General features: G+C 39.0%; 31 protein-coding genes, 1 rRNA gene and 1 pseudogene. 31 read left to right on the forward strand and 2 right to left on the reverse strand.

Features of this window, described 5'->3' with window-relative positions; genetic code table 11:
• Positions 1–12 precede the first annotated feature (12 nt).
• The 29 genes and pseudogenes from rpsQ to ABNX05_RS14005 all read left to right on the forward strand — a co-directional run bounded on the left by rpsQ (position 13) and on the right by ABNX05_RS14005 (position 18027).
• Positions 13–276: a 30S ribosomal protein S17 gene (gene rpsQ / locus ABNX05_RS13865; RefSeq protein ID WP_053482810.1), complete on the forward strand. Its 264-nt coding sequence runs from the start codon at positions 13–15 to the stop codon at positions 274–276.
• A 43-nt stretch (positions 277–319) separates the two neighbouring features.
• Positions 320–688, forward strand: coding sequence for a 50S ribosomal protein L14 (rplN, locus tag ABNX05_RS13870; RefSeq protein WP_349660268.1), 369 nt, complete (start codon positions 320–322; stop codon positions 686–688).
• A 35-nt stretch (positions 689–723) separates the two neighbouring features.
• A complete protein-coding gene (gene rplX / locus ABNX05_RS13875; RefSeq protein ID WP_107925086.1) occupies positions 724–1032 on the forward strand; it encodes a 50S ribosomal protein L24 in 309 nt (102 codons plus the stop codon).
• A gap of 28 nt (positions 1033–1060) precedes the next feature.
• Positions 1061–1600: a 50S ribosomal protein L5 gene (rplE, locus tag ABNX05_RS13880; protein WP_079562362.1), complete on the forward strand. Its 540-nt coding sequence runs from the start codon at positions 1061–1063 to the stop codon at positions 1598–1600.
• Between the two features lie 21 nt (positions 1601–1621).
• Positions 1622–1807: a type Z 30S ribosomal protein S14 gene (locus ABNX05_RS13885; RefSeq protein ID WP_004233656.1), complete on the forward strand. Its 186-nt coding sequence runs from the start codon at positions 1622–1624 to the stop codon at positions 1805–1807.
• A gap of 29 nt (positions 1808–1836) precedes the next feature.
• A complete protein-coding gene (rpsH, locus tag ABNX05_RS13890) occupies positions 1837–2235 on the forward strand; it encodes a 30S ribosomal protein S8 (protein ID WP_008181717.1) in 399 nt (132 codons plus the stop codon).
• Positions 2236–2265: 30 nt separating this feature from the next.
• Positions 2266–2805, forward strand: a complete 540-nt coding sequence (gene rplF, locus ABNX05_RS13895) for a 50S ribosomal protein L6 (RefSeq protein ID WP_079562361.1) — start codon at positions 2266–2268, stop codon at positions 2803–2805.
• Between the two features lie 32 nt (positions 2806–2837).
• Entirely contained in the window at positions 2838–3197 is a 360-nt protein-coding gene (rplR, locus tag ABNX05_RS13900; RefSeq protein WP_075807301.1) for a 50S ribosomal protein L18, read from the forward strand.
• A 21-nt stretch (positions 3198–3218) separates the two neighbouring features.
• The gene (rpsE, locus tag ABNX05_RS13905; RefSeq protein ID WP_053482806.1) at positions 3219–3722 is read left to right on the forward strand and encodes a 30S ribosomal protein S5; all 504 of its coding nucleotides are present in this window, start codon (positions 3219–3221) and stop codon (positions 3720–3722) included.
• Positions 3723–3735: 13 nt separating this feature from the next.
• On the forward strand, positions 3736–3918 hold the full coding sequence (gene rpmD / locus ABNX05_RS13910) for a 50S ribosomal protein L30 (protein ID WP_349660269.1): 183 nt from the start codon (positions 3736–3738) through the stop codon (positions 3916–3918).
• Positions 3919–3952: 34 nt separating this feature from the next.
• A complete protein-coding gene (gene rplO / locus ABNX05_RS13915; protein ID WP_079562360.1) occupies positions 3953–4393 on the forward strand; it encodes a 50S ribosomal protein L15 in 441 nt (146 codons plus the stop codon).
• The gene (gene secY, locus ABNX05_RS13920; protein WP_349660270.1) at positions 4393–5688 is read left to right on the forward strand and encodes a preprotein translocase subunit SecY; all 1296 of its coding nucleotides are present in this window, start codon (positions 4393–4395) and stop codon (positions 5686–5688) included. The genes rplO and secY overlap by 1 nt, the downstream gene beginning before the upstream one ends.
• Positions 5689–5758: 70 nt before the next feature.
• Positions 5759–6412: an adenylate kinase gene (locus tag ABNX05_RS13925; RefSeq protein ID WP_079562358.1), complete on the forward strand. Its 654-nt coding sequence runs from the start codon at positions 5759–5761 to the stop codon at positions 6410–6412.
• Positions 6413–6662: 250 nt separating this feature from the next.
• Positions 6663–6740: pseudogene (locus tag ABNX05_RS13930) on the forward strand (type I methionyl aminopeptidase); the annotation flags it as partial.
• 86 nt (positions 6741–6826) lie between these two features.
• Positions 6827–7045: a translation initiation factor IF-1 gene (infA, locus tag ABNX05_RS13935; protein WP_004233690.1), complete on the forward strand. Its 219-nt coding sequence runs from the start codon at positions 6827–6829 to the stop codon at positions 7043–7045.
• A 37-nt stretch (positions 7046–7082) separates the two neighbouring features.
• On the forward strand, positions 7083–7196 hold the full coding sequence (gene rpmJ / locus ABNX05_RS13940; protein WP_000868344.1) for a 50S ribosomal protein L36: 114 nt from the start codon (positions 7083–7085) through the stop codon (positions 7194–7196).
• A 24-nt stretch (positions 7197–7220) separates the two neighbouring features.
• Positions 7221–7586, forward strand: a complete 366-nt coding sequence (gene rpsM, locus ABNX05_RS13945; protein ID WP_049662875.1) for a 30S ribosomal protein S13 — start codon at positions 7221–7223, stop codon at positions 7584–7586.
• Between the two features lie 25 nt (positions 7587–7611).
• The gene (gene rpsK / locus ABNX05_RS13950) at positions 7612–8001 is read left to right on the forward strand and encodes a 30S ribosomal protein S11 (RefSeq protein WP_053482801.1); all 390 of its coding nucleotides are present in this window, start codon (positions 7612–7614) and stop codon (positions 7999–8001) included.
• Between the two features lie 139 nt (positions 8002–8140).
• Positions 8141–9085: a DNA-directed RNA polymerase subunit alpha gene (locus ABNX05_RS13955; RefSeq protein ID WP_004233733.1), complete on the forward strand. Its 945-nt coding sequence runs from the start codon at positions 8141–8143 to the stop codon at positions 9083–9085.
• A 57-nt stretch (positions 9086–9142) separates the two neighbouring features.
• Positions 9143–9523 (forward strand): 50S ribosomal protein L17, encoded by a 381-nt coding sequence (gene rplQ / locus ABNX05_RS13960; protein WP_012296051.1) that lies wholly within the window; start codon positions 9143–9145, stop codon positions 9521–9523.
• Positions 9524–10034: 511 nt separating this feature from the next.
• A complete protein-coding gene (locus tag ABNX05_RS13965) occupies positions 10035–10880 on the forward strand; it encodes an energy-coupling factor ABC transporter ATP-binding protein (RefSeq protein WP_349660271.1) in 846 nt (281 codons plus the stop codon).
• A complete protein-coding gene (locus ABNX05_RS13970) occupies positions 10856–11728 on the forward strand; it encodes an energy-coupling factor ABC transporter ATP-binding protein (RefSeq protein ID WP_349660272.1) in 873 nt (290 codons plus the stop codon). Before ABNX05_RS13965 ends, ABNX05_RS13970 begins: the two co-directional genes overlap by 25 nt.
• On the forward strand, positions 11725–12522 hold the full coding sequence (locus ABNX05_RS13975) for an energy-coupling factor transporter transmembrane component T family protein (protein ID WP_349660273.1): 798 nt from the start codon (positions 11725–11727) through the stop codon (positions 12520–12522). Before ABNX05_RS13970 ends, ABNX05_RS13975 begins: the two co-directional genes overlap by 4 nt.
• Positions 12523–12536: 14 nt before the next feature.
• Positions 12537–13277 carry a tRNA pseudouridine(38-40) synthase TruA gene (gene truA, locus ABNX05_RS13980; RefSeq protein ID WP_349660274.1) on the forward strand — a complete coding sequence of 247 codons (741 nt, stop codon included), beginning with the start codon at positions 12537–12539 and terminating at the stop codon, positions 13275–13277.
• A gap of 647 nt (positions 13278–13924) precedes the next feature.
• Complete coding sequence (gene rplM, locus ABNX05_RS13985) at positions 13925–14362, forward strand: 50S ribosomal protein L13 (RefSeq protein ID WP_053596074.1); 438 nt, start codon at positions 13925–13927, stop codon at positions 14360–14362.
• 25 nt (positions 14363–14387) lie between these two features.
• A complete protein-coding gene (gene rpsI, locus ABNX05_RS13990) occupies positions 14388–14780 on the forward strand; it encodes a 30S ribosomal protein S9 (protein WP_004233744.1) in 393 nt (130 codons plus the stop codon).
• A gap of 223 nt (positions 14781–15003) precedes the next feature.
• The gene (locus ABNX05_RS13995) at positions 15004–15954 is read left to right on the forward strand and encodes a DUF4822 domain-containing protein (RefSeq protein WP_349660275.1); all 951 of its coding nucleotides are present in this window, start codon (positions 15004–15006) and stop codon (positions 15952–15954) included.
• Between the two features lie 232 nt (positions 15955–16186).
• Entirely contained in the window at positions 16187–16900 is a 714-nt protein-coding gene (locus tag ABNX05_RS14000; RefSeq protein WP_197142500.1) for an N-acetylmuramoyl-L-alanine amidase, read from the forward strand.
• Between the two features lie 71 nt (positions 16901–16971).
• Positions 16972–18027 (forward strand): P-loop NTPase, encoded by a 1056-nt coding sequence (locus tag ABNX05_RS14005; protein WP_349660276.1) that lies wholly within the window; start codon positions 16972–16974, stop codon positions 18025–18027.
• Between the two features lie 53 nt (positions 18028–18080).
• Here ABNX05_RS14005 and gerD read toward each other — a convergent pair whose 3' ends face one another.
• Entirely contained in the window at positions 18081–18683 is a 603-nt protein-coding gene (gene gerD, locus ABNX05_RS14010) for a spore germination lipoprotein GerD (RefSeq protein ID WP_349660277.1), read from the reverse strand.
• A gap of 153 nt (positions 18684–18836) precedes the next feature.
• On the opposite strand from gerD, the gene ABNX05_RS14015 reads away from it, so the two are divergent.
• A complete protein-coding gene (locus ABNX05_RS14015) occupies positions 18837–19511 on the forward strand; it encodes a KinB-signaling pathway activation protein (protein WP_349660278.1) in 675 nt (224 codons plus the stop codon).
• 164 nt (positions 19512–19675) lie between these two features.
• Here the strand turns inward: ABNX05_RS14015 and ABNX05_RS14020 are convergent, their stop codons facing one another.
• Positions 19676–20335 (reverse strand): hypothetical protein, encoded by a 660-nt coding sequence (locus ABNX05_RS14020; protein WP_349660279.1) that lies wholly within the window; start codon positions 20333–20335, stop codon positions 19676–19678.
• A 426-nt stretch (positions 20336–20761) separates the two neighbouring features.
• On the opposite strand from ABNX05_RS14020, the gene ABNX05_RS14025 reads away from it, so the two are divergent.
• Positions 20762–20837, forward strand: a 16S ribosomal RNA gene (locus ABNX05_RS14025); the annotation flags it as partial.

The following is a 20837-nucleotide window of genomic DNA, read 5'->3' on the forward strand; positions in this document are numbered from 1 at the left end:
AGGTTTTCAAGTATGACTGAGCGTAATCAACGCAAAGTTTACACGGGCCGCGTTGTTTCAGATAAAATGGATAAAACAATTTCTGTTTTAGTTGAAACTCATAAAAAGCACAAGCTTTATGGTAAACGTGTAAAATACTCTAAAAAGTTTAAGGCTCATGATGAATTAAACACAGCGAAAATCGGTGATATCGTACGTATCATGGAAACTCGCCCGCTATCAGCTACTAAACGTTTCCGTCTAGTTGAAGTTGTAGAAAAAGCGGTTATTATTTAATAACTATTTCGGAACAACCAATTTCCGAAGGGAGGTAACCTAAGTGATCCAACAAGAAAGTCGTATGAAAGTTGCTGACAACTCAGGTGCACGTGAAGTTCTTACAATTAAAGTCCTTGGTGGCTCTGGCCGTAAAACTGCTAACATCGGTGATATCGTTGTTTGTACAGTTAAGAAAGCAACACCAGGTGGCGTTGTTAAGAAGGGTGACGTTGTTAAAGCTGTTATCGTTCGTACAAAATCAGGCGCACGTCGTAAAGATGGTACGTACATCAAATTTGATGAAAATGCTTGTGTAATTATTCGTGATGATAAATCACCACGCGGAACTCGTATTTTCGGACCTGTTGCACGTGAATTACGTGACAGCAACTTCATGAAAATCGTTTCTCTAGCTCCAGAAGTTCTTTAATTTCATGATAGTGCCAATCAAGGAGGTGCGACAGCATGCATGTAAAAAAAGGTGACAAGGTTAAGGTAATCACTGGTAAGGACAAAGGCAAAGAAGGCGTTATCCTTGCTTCTTTCCCTAAACAAGATCGCGTTCTTGTTGAAGGTGTGAACATCGTGAAAAAACACGTAAAACCTAACCAATTGAATCCACAAGGTGGAATTGTAAGCCAAGAGGCTGCAATTCACGTTTCGAACGTAATGCTAATCGATCCTAAATCTGGCGAGCCGACTCGTGTAGGTTATAAAATCGAAAACGGTAAAAAAGTTCGTGTTGCAAAAAAATCAGGTGCAGTAATCGACTAATTTCTATAAAAAGAAGGGAGGTACACAAATGAGCCGCCTAAAAGAAAAATATTTAAATGAAGTTTCAACTGCTCTTATGAGCAAGTTTGGATATAAATCAGTTATGCAATTGCCGAAAGTTGACAAAATCGTTATCAACATGGGTGTTGGTGATGCAGTTCAAAACTCAAAAGCATTAGATGCAGCTGTAGAAGAATTAACAATTATCACTGGTCAAAAACCAGTTGTAACTAAAGCGAAAAAATCGATCGCAGGTTTCCGTCTACGTGAAGGTATGCCTATCGGTGCTAAAGTTACATTACGCGGTGAGCGTATGTATGAATTCTTGGACAAATTAATCTCAATTTCACTACCTCGTGTACGTGACTTCCGTGGTGTTTCTAAAAAAGCATTCGACGGTCGCGGTAACTACACTTTAGGTGTTAAAGAGCAATTAATTTTCCCAGAAATCGATTACGATAAAGTTTCAAAAGTACGCGGTATGGACATCGTGATCGTAACGACAGCGAATTCTGATGAAGAAGCTCGCGAGTTATTGACACAATTCGGTATGCCGTTCCAAAAGTAATTAAACAAGGAGGGCGAAAACGTGGCTAAAAAATCTATGATCGTTAAACAACAACGTAAGCAAAAGTTTAAAGTGCAAGAATATACACGTTGTGAACGCTGTGGCCGTCCACACTCTGTATATCGTAAATTTAAACTTTGCCGTATTTGTTTCCGAGAACTTGCATATAAGGGACAAATTCCTGGCGTGAAAAAAGCCAGCTGGTAATCCCCTAATTTGGGAAGGAGGTAAATGTAATGACAATGACTGATCCGATTGCAGATATGCTTACTCGCATTCGTAATGCGAACATGGTTCGTCACGAGAAGTTAGAAGTACCAGCTTCCAACGTGAAAAAAGAAATCGCTGAAATTTTAAAGCGTGAAGGTTTCGTACGTGACGTAGAATACGTGGAAGACAACAAGCAAGGTATTATCCGTATCTTCTTAAAATACGGTAAAGATAACGAACGCGTTATCACTGGCTTAAAACGTATTTCTAAACCTGGTCTACGAGTATATGCTAAAACAAATGAAGTGCCTAAAGTACTGAACGGTCTTGGTATCGCTTTAGTGTCAACTTCACAAGGTTTATTAACAGATAAAGAAGCTCGCGCTAAACAAGTTGGCGGCGAAGTTCTAGCATACGTTTGGTAATTAGCAATAAATGAATGGAGGTGCAACTAAATGTCTCGTGTAGGTAAAAAAATTATCGAGGTACCAGCTAACGTAACTGTTACTGTTGCAGCTGACAACACAGTTACCGTTAAAGGTCCTAAAGGCGAACTTGTTCGTTCTTTCCACCAAGATATGAAAATTGAGCAAGAAGGTAACGTGATTTCTGTATCTCGTCCTTCTGACTCAAAAGAACACCGCACAAACCACGGTACAACACGTGCGCTATTAGCGAACATGATTACTGGTGTTTCTGCAGGTTTCGAAAAATCATTAGAACTAATCGGTGTCGGTTACCGTGCGCAATTACAAGGTAAAAAACTTGTTCTTAACGTAGGTTATTCACATCCAGTTGAGTTCACACCTGAAGATGGTTTAGAAGTTGAAGTTCCTTCAAACACTAAGATCATCGTTAAAGGTATTAGCAAAGAACGCGTTGGTGCTCTTGCATCTAACATCCGTGACGTGCGTCCACCAGAGCCTTACAAAGGTAAAGGTATCCGTTATGAAGGCGAATATGTTCGTCGTAAAGAAGGTAAAACAGGTAAATAATGCTGCCTAAGCATTAGAAAGGAGTGACCCTTGTGATTACGAAACAAGATAAAAATCAGGTTCGTAAAAAACGTCATGCGCGCGTACGTTCTAAAATTTCGGGTACTGCTGAGCGTCCACGCTTAAACGTATTCCGTTCAAACAAGAACATCTACGCTCAACTTATCGATGACGTAGCAGGCGTAACAATTGTTAGCGCATCTTCTCAAGAAAATGGTTTTGAAGCTGCTGGTAGCAATGTTGATGCTGCAACTAAAGTCGGTGAAACAATCGCAAAACGCGCTACGGAAAAAAATATTACTGCTGTAGTATTTGACCGTGGTGGTTACTTATATCATGGACGTGTAAAAGCTTTAGCTGAAGCTGCACGTGAGAACGGTTTAGAATTTTAATAAAAAGGAGGGACACATTTCATGAGTCGAATTGACGCAAACAAACTTGGAGAACTTGAAGAACGCGTAGTTACTATTAACCGTGTTGCTAAAGTTGTTAAAGGTGGACGTCGCTTCCGCTTCACAGCATTAGTTGTTGTTGGCGATAAAAACGGTCACGTTGGATTCGGTACTGGTAAAGCTCAAGAGGTGCCAGATGCTATCCGTAAAGCTGTTGAAGATGCGAAGAAAAACTTAATCGAAGTGCCACGCGTAGGTGGAACAACTCCACACTTAGTGCAAGGTCGCTTTGGTGCAGGAGAAATCCTAATTAAACCTGCTGCTCCTGGTACAGGGGTTATCGCTGGTGGTCCAGTACGTGCCGTACTAGAACTTGCTGGTATTACTGATATTCTTTCAAAATCTCTTGGAACTAACACACCAATCAATATGGTGCGTGCAACTATTCAAGGTTTAACTGAATTAAAACGCGTAGAGGACGTAGCTAAATTACGTGGTAAATCAGTGGAAGAAATATTAGGATAAGGGGGGAAAGATAATGGCTAACAAATTAGAAATCACCCTTACAAAATCTGTGATTGGTACTAAACCAGCACAACGCAAAACTATTGAAGCATTAGGTTTACGTAAATTAAACCAAACTGTTGAGAAAGCTGATAATGCAGCGACTCGCGGTATGATCGATGTAGTAGCTCACTTAGTTACTGTAAAAGAAAACTAATTTTTAATTAACGAACAAGGAGGTGCCATCCAATATGAAACTTCATGAGTTAAAACCAGCAGAAGGTTCCCGTAAAGTACGTAACCGCGTAGGTCGCGGTATCGGTTCTGGTAACGGTAAAACTGCAGGTAGAGGTCATAAAGGTCAAAACTCTCGTTCTGGCGGCGGTGTACGCCCAGGATTCGAAGGTGGTCAAAACCCTTTATTCCGTCGTTTACCGAAACGCGGCTTTACTAACATTAATCGTAAAGAGTACGCGATCGTTAACCTTGACACATTAAACCGTTTTGAAGATGGTGCAGAAGTAACAACTGCATTATTACTTGAATCAGGTTTAGTGAGCAATGAAAAAGCTGGAATTAAAGTTCTTGGAAACGGAACTCTTAACAAAAAGCTTACAGTAAAAGCTCATAAATTCTCAGCTTCGGCTAAAGAAGCAATTGAAAATGCCGGCGGAACTACTGAGGTGATTTAATGTTTCAGACGATCTCTAACTTTATGCGTGTTCGAGATATACGAAATAAAATCATTTTTACTCTTTTAATGTTAATCGTTTTCCGTATTGGTACGTTCGTACCAGTACCAAACGTTGACGCTAATGTATTAAAGGCAACTGATGAGTTTAACCTCGTTGGTTTCCTGAATACTTTTGGCGGTGGTGCTTTGAAAAACTTCTCTATCTTCGCGATGGGGATTATGCCTTACATCACTGCTTCAATTATTGTTCAGTTATTGCAAATGGACGTAGTACCGAAATTTGCTGAGTGGGCAAAGCAAGGTGAAGTCGGAAGACGTAAACTTGCACAATTTACTCGTTACTTTACAATTATTCTTGCCTTTATCCAATCATTCGCAATGTCATTTGGTTTTAATAGAATGTATGGTGGATCTTTGATTAAAGATGAGGGAATTTTAACATATGTTATTATTGCTATTGTATTAACAGCGGGTACAGCATTCCTAGTATGGCTTGCTGATCAAATTACTGCGCATGGAGTTGGGAATGGTATTTCAGTTGTAATTTTCGCAGGTATCGTTGCGGCATTACCGACTGGCATTAACCAAATCTATGCACAGCAAATCGAGGGTGCTGGTGATAAGTTATTTATCAATCTAGTGATTCTTGGTTTACTTGTTTTAGTTTTGCTTGCAGTTGTTGTTGGAGTTATCTATGTGCAACAAGCACTACGTAAAATTCCAATTCAATATGCAAAACGAGTTACTGGACGCAATCAACAAACAGGTTCTCAACAAACGCATTTACCGTTAAAAGTAAATGCTGCAGGAGTTATTCCGGTAATTTTTGCATCAGCGTTTCTGATGACACCTCGTACGTTAGTTCCGTTCTTGGGTGAAGGTGGCGTAGCAACATTTATTTCTAACACGTTTGATTATACAAAACCTGTTGGGATGATTGTTTACGTTATCTTAATCATCGCTTTCACATATTTCTATGCATTCATACAAGTGAATCCAGAAAATGTGGCAGATAACTTGAAAAAGCAAGGTGCTTACATTCCAGGTATTCGTCCTGGTGAAAGTACTCAAACGTATTTAACAAGCGTGTTATATCGTCTGACATTTGTCGGTGCGATTTTCTTAACTGTTATATCAGTAATGCCGATTATAATCATAAACTTTATGAATCTACCTGCCACAGTGCAGATCGGTGGTACTAGTATAATTATCGTAGTCGGCGTTGCGCTGGAAACGATGAAACAGCTAGAATCTCAACTTGTTAAACGTCACTACAAAGGCTTTATGAAATAATGTTGGTTTTTAGGGAACGGTTCATCGTTTCCTGAAATCAGCAAACCTTTTGTGGGAGGAATATTTCCGTATGAATATCGTTTTAATGGGTCTGCCAGGTGCTGGTAAAGGTACTCAAGCAGATAAAATCGTTGAGAAGTACGCGATTCCTCATATTTCTACAGGCGATATGTTCCGTGCTGCTATGAAAGATGGTACAGAACTAGGCTTGCAAGCTAAATCGTTCATTGATCAAGGTGCTCTAGTACCTGATGAAGTAACGATTGGTATTGTTCGCGAGCGACTTGCTAAACATGATTGTGAAAAGGGCTTCTTATTAGATGGATTCCCACGTACTGTTCCTCAAGCTGAAGCTTTAGACAGCATCCTTGCTGATCTTGGTAAAGCTATTGAACATACAATTAACATCCAAGTTGAAAAAGATGAGTTAGTTGCTCGTCTATCAGGTCGTCGTATTTGTAAAACTTGTGGAACATCTTATCATCTAATTTTCAATCCTCCAGCTGAGGAAGGAAAATGTGATAAAGATGGTGGCGAGCTTTACACACGTGCGGATGATAATCCTGAAACGGTTGCAAACCGTCTGGAAGTAAATATGAAACAAGCACAACCTTTACTGAACTACTATGAAGTAAAAGGTGTGTTAACAAATATAGATGGACAGCAAGATATTAACAAAGTGTTTGCTGATCTTGATGCTCTTTTACAGGGCAGCCGCAGCTGATACCCGGCTCCGGGCGCAGAATACTGCTTCCGCGGGAGGCATGCGGGAGCAACAACGAAACATAATTTTTTTTGAGAGTTGCAAAAGCATATTGTGCCCGGTATATATTTCTTTTAAAAAGTGCAACATGACTTTTGAAAGAGTATAATGGGTTTCGTGGAAGCATCTGTGTAACGGGTATGAATATCTCATCAAAGACATTCCGGTATTCGTGTAAACATGGGAGGTTCAGTGCCCTAAATGGTTCTGTATATTCCGTGGATTGTGTGAAGCGAAACCAGACGAGCGTCTTTCAAACATCTCTCATACAATCCAAACATATGTTGAAACGAGGTTGCTTCTATAGTTGCAGCAGATATCCGTTTGATGTAACGATGAGAACTTTAATTTGCATATAGAGAGGAGACAGAGTAGATGGCGAAAGATGATGTAATTGAAGTCGAAGGGACAGTTGTTGAGACTTTGCCAAACGCGATGTTTAAGGTAGAATTAGAAAATGGACATGTGATTCTAGCACACGTTTCTGGTAAGATTCGTATGCACTTTATCCGCATTCTACCTGGAGATAAGGTTACTATCGAGTTATCTCCTTATGATTTAACTCGCGGTCGTATCACATACCGTTTTAAATAATCTTTTGCGCTCCGGACTACTAAGGAGGTTAGGTTAGATGAAAGTGAGACCATCTGTGAAACCGATCTGCGAAAAATGTAAAGTAATTCGCCGACGCGGTAAAGTAATGGTAATCTGTGAAAATCCTAAACACAAACAAAAACAAGGTTAATTCTAAAGGAGGTGCACAACGTACATGGCACGTATTGCTGGTGTTGATATTCCTCGCGACAAACGCGTGGTAATTTCATTAACTTACATTTACGGTATTGGTAAAACTACAGCTCAGAAAGTATTAGCAGACGCAGGTATTTCAGAAGATACACGCGTACGCGACTTAACTGAAGATGAGTTAAACAAAATCCGTGAACAATTAGACTCTTACAAACTTGAAGGTGACTTACGTCGCGAAACTTCATTAAATATCAAACGTCTGATGGAAATCGGTTCATTCCGTGGTATCCGTCACCGTCGTGGTTTACCTGTTCGTGGTCAAAATACGAAGAACAATGCGCGTACGCGTAAAGGTCCTCGTAAAACTGTAGCGAACAAGAAAAAATAATAAGTAAAGGAGGTTCCTTCTTAACATGGCTCGTAAACAACAAACTCGTAAACGTCGTGTGAAAAAGAATATCGAATCTGGTATTGCACACATTCGTTCTACATTTAACAATACAATCGTAACGATTACAGATATGCAAGGTAACGCTGTATCTTGGTCAAGTGCTGGTGCTCTTGGTTTCCGTGGTTCACGTAAATCTACACCATTCGCTGCTCAAATGGCTGCAGAAACTGCTGCTAAAGCATCCCTTGAACATGGTCTGAAAACGTTGGAAGTAACTGTTAAAGGTCCTGGTGCAGGTCGTGAAGCTGCAATTCGTGCACTTCAAGCTGCTGGTTTAGATGTAACTGCTATTAAAGACGTTACTCCAGTTCCTCATAATGGTTGCCGTCCGCCAAAACGTCGTCGCGTGTAATGGGTGCGTCTCATATTGTATGAGAACATCATTTTTTGTACAGACTGTCTTGTGCAGATAATAAACGATACGTCAATGACGATCGAATCTATGATGGAAAGAACCTATACATTCGATGTTTTGAAGGAGGGTAAATAAAATGATCGAAATTGAAAAACCAAAGATTGAAACGGTGGAGATCAGCGAAGATTCCAAATATGGAAAGTTTGTTGTAGAACCGCTTGAACGCGGATATGGAAACACTTTGGGTAATTCTTTACGTCGTATCCTTCTGTCTTCATTACCAGGAGCTGCTGTCACTTCAATTCAAATTGACGGTGTTCTTCACGAATTCTCAACTGTAGAAGGCGTTGTAGAGGATGTAGCTTCAATTATTTTGAACGTGAAAAAACTAGCTCTTAAAATCTACTCTGACGAAGAAAAAGTTATTGAGATTGATGTAAAAGGCGATGGTACAGTTACAGCTGCTGACATTACACATGACAGTGATGTAGAAATTTTAAACCCGGATCTATATATTGCAACAATCGCTAAAAACGGTCATTTACGTATGCGTATGTACGCTCAACGCGGCCGTGGTTACACTCCTGCTGATCAAAACAAACGTGAGGATCTTCCTATCGGCGTGATCCCGATCGACTCTATTTACACTCCAGTATCACGCGTCAATTTCCAAGTGGAAAATACTCGTGTAGGTCAGTCTTCTGACTACGATAAACTTTCTCTTGATGTGTGGACAGATGGTAGCATCGGTCCGAAAGAGGCGATTTCGCTCGGAGCAAAAATTTTAACCGAGCATCTAAACATCTTCGTTGGCATGACAGATGAGGCACAAACTGCTGAAATCATGGTCGAAAAAGAAGAAGATCAAAAAGAAAAAGTTTTAGAGATGACTATCGAAGAACTTGATCTTTCTGTTCGTTCTTATAACTGCTTAAAACGCGCTGGTATTAATACAGTACTAGAACTTGCGAATAAGTCAGAAGACGACATGATGAAAGTTCGTAACCTTGGACGTAAGTCACTTGAAGAAGTAAAAGCGAAGTTAGAAGAGCTTGGTTTAGGGTTACGCAAAGAAGACTAAGCGATTTAAACAAAACTTACAAGATCAGATAATTTTTTATAAAGGAGGGAAACATCCATGGGTTACAGAAAACTTGGTCGTACAAGTTCTCAACGTAAAGCGATGTTACGTGACTTAGCTACTGATTTAATCATCAACGAGCGTATCGAAACTACTGAGGCTCGCGCTAAAGAAGTACGTAAAGCTGTTGAAAAAATGATTACTTTAGGTAAACGCGGAGATTTACACGCACGCCGTCAAGCTGCTGCATTCATCCGTCGTGAACTAGTAACAACTACTGATGCTGAAGGTAACGAAACAACTTCATTTGCACTGCAAAAGTTATTTGATGATGTTGCACCACGTTATGCAGAACGTCAAGGTGGTTACACTCGTATTCTTAAAGTAGGTCCTCGTCGTGGTGACGGTGCACCTGTTGTTGTGATTGAATTAGTTTAATCATAAGAGAAAACAAGTGGTGAAGAGGGTGGAATCACCACCCTCTTTCTTTATAAACGATTTATACGACAAATAATTAAGCTGAGCGTTATGATGAGCGGACACTGTTGTGTGGCGTCTCGTTTAGCTCTCCGCACCTCATTCAGAGGGAACAAGGGCTTGAGCACCCGTGTTTCTTGAAAATGTAACGACTAGCGCATTTCTATCGAATGAGGTGCGCGCTTTTTTATTTTTTAGGGAAGTAAGAGATAGCGCCAATTTAATGGTGCTTTTTTTTATAGGCTGATTTTATAATAGTAGTCACCGGGACGATTAGGGTGGCTCGTTCCAATATATGATGTATTCTTGAAAGATAACCTTAAAATTATACGTACACTTATAGGGGGCAGACAAAAGAATAGAAAGTGATTTAGCACTTTTCTTTTATCGACATACTGATTGTAGTAGAAATCATACATAAAAAAGTGTAAGTTAGTTAGTAGAGCTGAGCATGTAGAGAGGAGTTCTAGAAATGCCAGAAATTTTATCATTAAATAATGTGACATTTTCATATACACCAGAAGAAAAAGAAAGTCGTAATGCTGTCGAAAATGTAAGCTTTGCGGTACAGGAAGGTGAATGGATTGCCATTGTTGGCCATAACGGTTCCGGTAAATCCACTATTGCAAAGCTTATGAATGGTTTGCTTTACCCACAGCAAGGGGATGTCCGTATTTTACGGCAACCATTGAGTGAAGAAAACTTATGGGAAAGCCGTTCACAAATGGGCATGGTTTTTCAAAATCCAGACAATCAATTTGTTGGAGCGACAGTGCAGGATGATGTTGCTTTTGCTCTTGAAAATAACGGAGTACCGTTTGAAGAGATGGTAGAACGTGTCCATGCAGCACTCGACCAAGTAAAAATGAATAACTTTTTAGATCATGAGCCACATCATTTATCGGGTGGGCAAAAGCAGCGTGTTGCCATTGCAGGCGCACTCGCGTTGAAACCTAAGCTCCTTATTCTTGATGAAGCTACTTCTATGCTAGATCCACAAGGCCGTATTGAGGTACTACAAACAGTTCAAACTTTACGTGCTGAAACAGGGTTAACGGTACTATCTATTACGCATGATTTAGAAGAAGCTATGCTTGCAGACCGTGTTCTCTTTATGAATGACGGTAAGAAATTTGCTGAGGGTACACCTGCTGAAATTTTCACACTGGGAGACAAGCTAGTTGAGTTTGGATTAGACTTGCCATTTGCCATGAAGTTATCAAAGCTATTGCAAAAGGAAGGTGTTCCATTAATGGGACAACATATGACAGAAGAAGAGTTGGTGAATGATTTATGGACATCAAACTTCAACAAGTAAGTTATGCTTATTCACAGGGTACACCTTTTGAAAAACGTGCTTTATTTGATGTGGATTTTGAAATTCCTTCACATACGTACCAGGCAATTATCGGACATACGGGTTCCGGCAAATCGACAATTCTTCAACATTTTAATGCACTTCTAAAACCAACATCTGGAGAAGTACATATCGGGGATCGTATTGTTGTAGCTGGAAAAAAGGCCAAGGATTTAAAGGCAGTACGTCAAAAGGTTGGCATTGTGTTTCAATTCCCGGAGCATCAGCTATTTGAAGAAACTGTATTAAAGGATATTATGTTTGGTCCTATGAACTTTGGTGTTTCGGAGCAAGAGGCAGAAGCACGAGCAAAGGAGCTAGTAGGCTTAGTAGGCTTACCAGGGGACGTACTTGAAAAATCACCTTTTGATTTATCAGGTGGACAAATGCGCAGGGTAGCAATTGCTGGTGTTTTGGCGATGGAACCTGAAGTGATTGTTTTAGATGAACCAACTGCAGGGCTTGATCCACGCGGTCAAAAAGAGATTATGGATATGTTTTATAATCTACACAAGGAACGTGGCCTAACAACGATACTCGTTACGCATAGTATGGAGGACGCAGCTCGTTATGCAGATAGTATTGTCATTATGCATGAAGGGAAAAATGTACTAAGTGGCAAACCTCAAGAAATTTTTAAAGATGTAGAGACATTAAAGAATTTCCGCTTAGAACCACCTCGTATCGTACGATTTCAACAAAAAATTGAAAAAATGATAAACAAATCATTCTCAAAGATATGCTTAACTGAAGAAGAGTTAGCAATTGAAATTGCTCGGGTTCTAAGAGAGGAGCGTGGACAGTCATGATGGAGAAAATGATATTTGGACGCTTTCTTCCAGGGAATTCTCCAGTTCATAAGCTCGATCCACGGTCAAAGCTTATATTTGTGTTTGCATTCATCATTATTGTTTTTTTAGCAAACAATACTGTGACATATGCTTTTCTATTAGCGTTTACCTTACTCATTGTACTAGTGTCACGGATTCGATTGTATTTTTTAATTAACGGTCTAAAGCCAGTACTTTTTTTAATGGCGTTTACCTTCTTAATTCATATATTTATGACGAAAGAAGGCGCCCTTGTATTTGAGTGGAAGTTTATCACTATTTATGAAGAAGGTATCCGACAAGGGATATTTATTTCGATACGTTTTCTAGTTCTAGTGTTTATGACATCTATCTTAACACTTACAACGTCACCGATTTCCATTACGGATGGCATTGAAGTGCTGCTAAATCCATTAAAAGCGGTGAAAGTGCCAGTACATGAGTTAGCTCTAATGATGTCTATTTCATTGCGCTTTATCCCAACGTTAATGGATGAAACAGATAAAATTATGAAAGCACAAATGGCACGTGGTTCGGATTTATCTTCAGGGCCAATTAAGGATCGTATTAAAGCGGTTGTGCCATTATTGGTACCTCTCTTTGTAAGTGCTTTTAAACGAGCTGAAGATTTAGCAACAGCTATGGAAGTAAGAGGCTACCGTGGAGGCGAAGGGCGTACGAGATATCGCAAGCTAAAGTGGGATATGAGTGATACATTTGCACTTATGTTATTAGTAGCAATGGCCGTATTACTATTCTTCTATAGAAGTTAAAAGGAGTAATCTTTATGCGAAGATTAAAAGCAATTATAAGTTATGATGGAACGCAATTTTCTGGTTACCAAGTACAGCCTGGAGAGCGTACAGTACAGGCAGAGCTTGAACGTGTTCTAGCCATTATGCATAAAGGAGAAAAGATCAAGGTAACAGCTAGTGGACGTACAGATGCAAGAGTGCATGCAACAGGTCAAACATTGCATTTTGATTCACCACTCGCGATTCCAGTAGATAAATACATGAAAGCATTAAACGTTCAACTGCCAAGAGATATTCGAGTAATGTCGATTGAAGAAGTAGCTGCTGATTTTCATGCTCGCTACAGTGTAAAAGGGAAGCGGTACCGATATATATGGACATGTGAGCCCGTACAAAGCCCATTCCGCAGACATTATACAGTAGAGACAAATGGTGTGAAGCCAAATGTTGAGGCAATGCAGGAGGCGGCAAAGGCTATTATCGGTACACATGATTTTTCATGCTTTTGTGCAGCCAATACAAGTGTCAAAGATAAAGTACGCACAGTGTCTACGCTACGATTTGAATGGTATGGTGAGGAGCTACATATGGTGATTGAAGGAAATGGCTTCTTATATAATATGGTCCGTATTATCGCAGGCACGCTTTGGGAAGTTGGTATAGGACGTCGTGACATTGAGAACGTGGAGTTAGTCGTTAAATCTATGAATCGCGATCAAGCAGGCAAAACTGCACCTCCACAAGGTCTATATCTCGAGAAAGTCTTCTATTAAAGGCTCCCACCATAACGTGAGGTTGATTTCCGTTCCGACTGGGCGCTTTGCCGCTGACGCTTCGCTTTCGCGCAGAGCAGAGCTTCCTGGGGGCGTCCGATGAGCCGCTTCGTTAGCACTACGCTTTCACACGGAAAACATCCGCTGCGCAGCAGGGTCTCGGGCCAACAGATGTTTTTTGCGCGAAAGCGAAGCGGCAGCAGCACCGATGTTGGTCACGAAGGCGTTATCACAGGATGTGATGCTTTTAGCCTAGTTTCCTCTATCGCTGATCCCCAAGGAGTCGCCCAGTCTCCACTTCAATCAACCTATATCAATTTCGCCTTGGCGTAATTGCATACGTTTTAATAACTGTCATCTCCAGCTTTTATGACAGTTATTAAAAAGAACAACTGGTGAATGTTGTGAAATTTTTGACGCGAAATATCATTATATTTTAAAAATGAAGGCTCATAAAAGCCCTAATTTAACCAATCAATAAATCTGAACAACTTCTCCAGGTGTTTATTGAAATTGCTTGACTTTAAAAGTCATTCATTATATGATAACAGATGGTATTTTCATTACCACCACAAATAAGCCCCGAAAACTTATAGTGTAGTTTAATGAAAAATAACGGTAATCGAATCGATTAGGAGGATATATACATGCGTACAACATTCATGGCTAAAGGTCACGAAGTAGACCGTAAATGGCTAGTAGTTGATGCAGAAGGCCAAACTCTTGGACGTTTAGCTTCTGAAGTAGCTGCTATCTTACGTGGTAAACATAAACCAACATTCACACCAAACGTTGACACAGGTGATCACGTAATCATCATCAACGCTGACAAAATCCATTTAACTGGTAACAAATTAGAGGGTAAACTTTACCGTCACCATACTCAATTTGCAGGTGGATTAAAAACTCGTACTGCTGGTGAAATGCTAGACAAGTACCCAACAAGAATGATCGAATTAGCAATTAAAGGGATGCTTCCTAAAAACTCTTTAGGTCGCAAAATGTTCGGTAAACTAAACGTTTACACTGGAACAGAGCACCCACACGCTGCACAAAAACCAGAAGCATACGAGCTTCGCGGATAATATAAATTAAGAGGAGGATATTACTTTGGCACAAGTTCAATACATCGGCACTGGTCGCCGTAAAAGCTCTGTAGCTCGCGTACGTTTAGTACCAGGTACAGGTAAAATTGTTATCAACAAACGTGAAATCGAAGAATACGTACCATTCGCTGCATTACGTGAAGTAATTAAACAACCATTAGTAGCTACTGAAACTACAGGAAGCTATGACATCCACGTAAACGTTAACGGTGGTGGATACACTGGTCAAGCTGGTGCAGTACGTCACGGTATCGCACGTGCTCTACTTCAAGTAGACCCAGATTTCCGTGCTGCATTAAAATCTGCTGGATTACTTACTCGTGATTCACGCATGAAAGAACGTAAAAAACCAGGTCTACGCGGCGCTCGTCGTGCACCTCAGTTCTCAAAACGTTAATATTACGTATATCAACGTTTCCAAACCCTTTCTCGAATATTTTCGAGAAAGGGTTTTTTTGTTTGGAAAATGCTATACCTGGGTTCTTAGTGAACTTCAAGTATTGCAAGAAGCCTTGAGGCACTTTTATTGGCTAATGCTAGTAGCAATTATGATGTGTAATTTATATAGAAATGGCGGATACTACTTTTAAGTTGTTTATTCTGAAAGTGGAGGTCAATAGATGAAAAAGCTACTAATAGTATCACTTGCAGCAATGGCACTTCTTGGTGCATGTCAGAATAAAACTGACGTAAAAAAAACAGAGGAAGTAAAAACAGGGGAAACTGAAGATCAGAGACAGCTGGAAATGACAGAAGGTCAAGCAAATGCCACCATTCTTAGTAGTACGAACTGGCAAGCTTCAAAAGTTTACGATAAAAATAATAATGATGTAACAGCGGAGAATTCTAATTTAATGGCCCTTGCGAAATATGATGCTGAATCAGGACGCTATGAATTCTTCGATCCAAATACAGCTGGAAGTATTGACGATAAAGGGATTTTCTTTTTTACGAATGACGGAAAGCATAGAATATTGATTTCAGAAACGAAAAATTACCAAGCAATTGAAGAGATTACTAAGATAAAAAATGATATGTTTACGTATAAAAAAATGGGTAAAGATGCAAATGGTAAAGATGTAGAGGTCTTCGTTGAGCATGTCCCTTATAAGGAAAAAAAGCTAACATTTACTGAATCAGCTAAAGCTTTAAATAATTCGACGGGCACTGTTGTTAAGGATGTGGATGGAGATAAAATCTTAGCTGATACGCTTTGGCAAGGAAGCGTTGTATTAGATGTAAACAAGAATGATGTAACACAATATAATAGAAATTTCATTAGCCTAGCGAAATATGATGCTAATACGAATAAATACGAATTTTTCAATCCTGAAACAGGTGAAAGTCGTGGTGACTATGGGTACTTTAATGTTATCGATGGAAATAAAATAAGAGCCCATGTTTCAATGGGCGACAATAAATATGGGGCTGTACTCGAAATTACCGAGTTAAATAATAAGAAATTTACGTATCAAAGAACTGGGAAGGATAAAGATGGTAAGGATATAACAGTATTTGTTGAGCATGAACCTTATACAGGTAAGTTTAAACCTGAATTTACACTAAAATAAGAAATTAACGGCGTTAGTCCTTAGAGTACAAATGGATTAATGCCGTTTTATCATTACCCAAAAAGTTCTTCCGCTACTAATCAAACACTCAATTTTAACTTCTTTTGATAAACAAAAACCCGCAAAAAGTAGGTTAAGAGTTCCTTTTTAATTACTTAAAGAGTTTTTTTACTTTCTAGCATAGTTCAATCACTAACTTCGTACACTAAATATAAAAGGGTGGTGGATATGGGTGAAGCGCTGGCTTGCACTAGGAGTAATTATGCTAATGAGTATAGTGGTCGTGGCATATGAAACGAATGCTTCGAACCGTAACTTCTTCTTACCGGACCCACTTGGTGGCATAAAAATTGTCATTGATGCGGGACACGGAGGTCAAGATGGAGGTGCTTCGAAGGGTGAAGTAATTGAAAAGGAGATTACACTTGCAATTGCTCAGCATGTTGAGAAGCAATTAAAGAAAAAAGGCGCAACAGTCGTAATGACACGAACAAAAGATGGTGATGTAATCGATGAGCATGCGTCCTCAGAAAAGTTTGGAACTTTGAGAGAACGAAAAAAGCAGGACATCTTTTTAAGAAAAGACATAGTAGAAAAAGAAAAACCGGATATTTTTATTACAATTCATGCAAATGCCATTCCTGAAACAAAATGGCGTGGAGCACAGGTGTTTTATCATCAAGAAGGACATGCTGAAAGTGAATTTTTAGCAAAGAGTATTCAAGATTCCATTCGTACTAATTTGAAAAATACAGATCGAGAAGCAATGTCGATAAAACAAATATATTTACTGAAAAAAGCTGAGGTACCTGCTGCACTAGTAGAAACAGGATTTATAAGTAATGATGAGGAACGTGCACTATTAATAGATAAGAAATACCAAGAAAAAATGGGAGATGCCATTGTTGAAGGTATAGAAGAGTATTTATTAGCAAAAATTGAATAGAGCAACAACACAACGGAAATCAAATCATTATGATATACTAACATTGAGATAATATAAGGGGAGTGTTCGTCGTGATAAATGAACAACAAGTACGAGAAATACTAGGACAACTACAAGATCCATTTTTACATAAATCATTCGCTGAAACAGACGGTATTACAAACGTAACAATAAAAGAAGAGAAGAATCATGTGAGTGTAAAAATTGCGATTGCTAAAACAAATACACCTGAACAATTACAGCTACAAATGAAAATTGTTGAAGTTTTAAAAGAAGCGGGTGCAAATACAGTTGGAATTCGTTTCGAAGAGCTGTCAGCAGAAAAACTACAGAGCTTCCGTGGTGTAGCAACTGAAGCTGAAGCACAAGATATTCTATCTCCGCTTAGCACAGTACAAGTTATTTCAATTGCCTCTGGTAAAGGTGGGGTAGGGAAATCTACAGTATCAGTTAACTTAGCTGTTGCATTAGCTCGTCTAGGTAAGAAGGTTGGTTTAATTGATGCTGATATTTATGGTTTCAGTGTACCTGATATGATGGGCGTGACAGATATGCCTAAAGTGGTGGACAATCGAATCTTCCCTGTTGATCGTTTAGGTGTGAAAATGATTTCAATGGGCTTCTTTGTTGAAAATAACGCACCGATTGTATGGCGTGGACCAATGTTAGGTAAAGTGTTAGATCAGTTCTTCCGTGATGTAGAATGGGGCGAGCTAGACTATCTACTATTGGATTTACCACCAGGTACAGGTGACGTTGCATTAGATATTCACCAAATGCTCCCTTCATCAAAAGAAATTGTCGTAACAACACCACATCCGACGGCAGCGTTTGTTGCAGCTCGTGCAGGTGCAATGGCTTTACAAACAGACCATGAAATTTTAGGTGTTATTGAAAATATGGCATGGTATGAATCGAAATCAGGTGACCGTGAATTCGTATTCGGTCAAGGTGGAGGACCAAAGTTAGCAGAAGAGCTACGTACAGAGCTACTTGGTCAAATTCCTCTTGGTCAACCTGATTGGTCAGAAGAAGATTTTGCACCTTCTGTTTATGCTGAAAAACACACAACAGGTCAAATCTATTTAGACATTGCGACGAACATCATTAATAAATTAAATAAATAATGAAAACGGATTTCCTCAAACAATGGAGGAAATCCGTTTTTACATATAAGTGATTACTGAGGGCCTTTTTGTTCACTATCTTCTCCACCGCCACTAGCTTCTTTTTTATCGCCAGCGCCAGCCTTACCTGTCTCGCCACCACTTTTCCTAATAAGCTCCTGCCATTTTGCTTGCATAAGTGGACTTTCAATCGTTTCCTTGACGACAGTTTCCACTTCTTTTCTCATATTGGAGGATTTTAGAATAGTCTCTAACTGCTTTTGCATATCTGGCTGGCCAAAGAAGGCCTCCATATCTTTTTGGAAAGTGGGGTCTTTTATTAATTCCTTCATAATATCCTGTTGTTGCTTCTGCATACTTTTAGCTACGGTTTCTTTAAATTTTGGATCTTCGAAAGTTTTTTTCCAAAAGTCTTCTGCTTCTTTGGAAAGCAAGGTAGCCTCAGTAGCTTTCTTCACTTCATCATGTTCCAAAACCAATAATTCACGGAAACTTGGTTCCTCTAAAAGCTTTCGCAGCGCCTTTTTACCATCCTCGGTTTGTAAAGAGTCGATCATTATTTTTTTTATTTCTTCATAGGACATGGTAGAGGCTTTCTCTTGTGAACAGGCAGAAAGAAACAGCATTAGAATTAGTAGTAAGAAGAATTTTCGCATGAATAATCAGTCCTTTCTTATAGATAGACTCTTTCAATTATTGTTCACATTTATGATGACTTTATGTATTGGTTAAGATGAGAAATAGCTTTTTTAACAATGCATTGTTAAAATAAGTACAGATATACATAAGAAATTGGGGGACTTTTAGTTGTGACGATACGAAATTGGGCTAAGTTTTTCTTCTTTGCAATGCTTGTTGGGGGCGCAGTCAACGGAATTTGCAGTTTGTTTATTCGATGGGACTTCTTCCAACCATATATTGCAAACGGTCACTGGGGAGAATTTTTGGCCGGGCTTTTATGGATGGTTTTCTTAGGATTTACAATGAGTGTTATTGCACAGGCAGGCTTTTTTGCTTATTTAACGCTTCATCAAGTAGGTGTTAATATTTTTAGAACACTTACATTATGGAATTGGGTGCAGCTGGTATTAATTGCTATTACTATTTTTGATATTATATTCTTCCGCTTTATACCTGGTGTGAAAGATGGGCAAAGCTGGGTGTTCTATAGTGGTTTGTTAATTTTATTAATATTCGGTGCTATAGCAACAGCTATTCAAAAAGTAAAATTAACTGGAAAAAAACACGTTTTCATTTCGGCATTATTTTTTATGATTGTTGTTACAACACTAGAATGGACAATTGCTTTAATGGGTCGAGATGAAAATATTAACGAATATGTTGCACTATTACTATTCCCACTACTCGCTGTAAATGCTTATCAACTATTAGTATTACCAAAATATAATGCAAAATCCGAAGAAGATCGTCAAAAATTAGAAGCACGCCGTAAAGCACGTCGTGAACAAGCTAAAAAAGCATAATTCATAAAAAAAGAAGTTGCCTCTATAATTCGTGGAGGCAACTTCTTTTTTATCCTGTATTAACAAATAGTAATTTTGCGAAAGTAAAGGTATTTGAGAGATCAACTGTCCTTTTGGGAAGACTAGTGGGGATGAAGATAGCCCCGCTGACTTAAAGTATCACTTTATGGTGATTTTTTAGTTTGAACTTTATAGCCGAATATATTTTCCTCAATCGACATAAATTTATTTTGTTGTAGGAATGTATTGAGCTCTTTAATCGAGACTTTATTATTTTGGTGTAAAGATAGAAAAACAAAATCTCCCTTTTGTAATTTAGGTGTCTTTTCACCTGTCCATATTAGGGAGGGAGAAAGTATATTCATTTGTTGTTGAAATAAGTTATTTTGTAAATCCTGCGAATACTGGTGATTTCGTGTTGCAAACCAAAGTGGGGTTTCTTGTAAATGCTTTTCGTAAATATTAATATCTTTTTGAACGGCGGCAAGATCAACTGGCTTATCCAAGGAATCCTCAGGTCCTAATAATCCTGTAGGTAGCTTGCGTTCTTGAATGACTTTTATGTGCTCAGGTGAACGTTTAATCCACTCAGCATCTAACAAAAGAAGCGGATAAGGTTCTTTTACAGTTTTAAGCCAGTCCAGCAGGGCTTCATCAGAGAAAGAAATTTCGACAACAAGTGATGTGCCATAATGTCCTTTTGTTACAACTGCTGGAGCATCGGCGATGTTGAATACAGAGATCATAGTAGAATTTATCGGCTTTATAAAGACAAACAATATTACGATGAAAATCAGAGAAATCAACGTTTTACGAATCATCATAACAACCTCGTTTCTAAATTTTTAACTTCTTTCAGCAAATGTTTTGGTAGCGAAAGTGAAACGTCAGCTACAAATGTTTTGGTAGCGAAAGTGAAACGTCAGCTACAAATGTTTTGGTAGCGAAAGCAAAGCGTCAGCTACAGGAGTTAAGGCCTCTGGACGCGATTATGCCGAGGCATAAATGATACGAAAAAATAAAGTCTTAAAAAAACTTATGATATAGTGTTGACTTTCATGAATAATCGATGTTATTATGTATAAGTCGCCAAGAGGTGACACAGTAAATTAAAAAATGAACCTTGAAAACTGAACAAGCAAAACGTAATCAATAAAGTTTTTAGTAACTAACCTTGAGTTGGTGAACGAAACAAAATTTTGGACATCAAACATGATGCCAGCAAAACAATTTGAGCTAATCAAATTTCTTTTATGGAGAGTTTGATCCTGGCTCAGGACGAACGCTGGCGGCGTGCCTAATACATGCAAGTCGAGCGAACAGAGA

Origin of the sequence: Lysinibacillus zambalensis (genome assembly GCF_040183165.1) — a bacterium.
GTDB lineage: Bacteria > Bacillota > Bacilli > Bacillales_A > Planococcaceae > Lysinibacillus > Lysinibacillus zambalensis.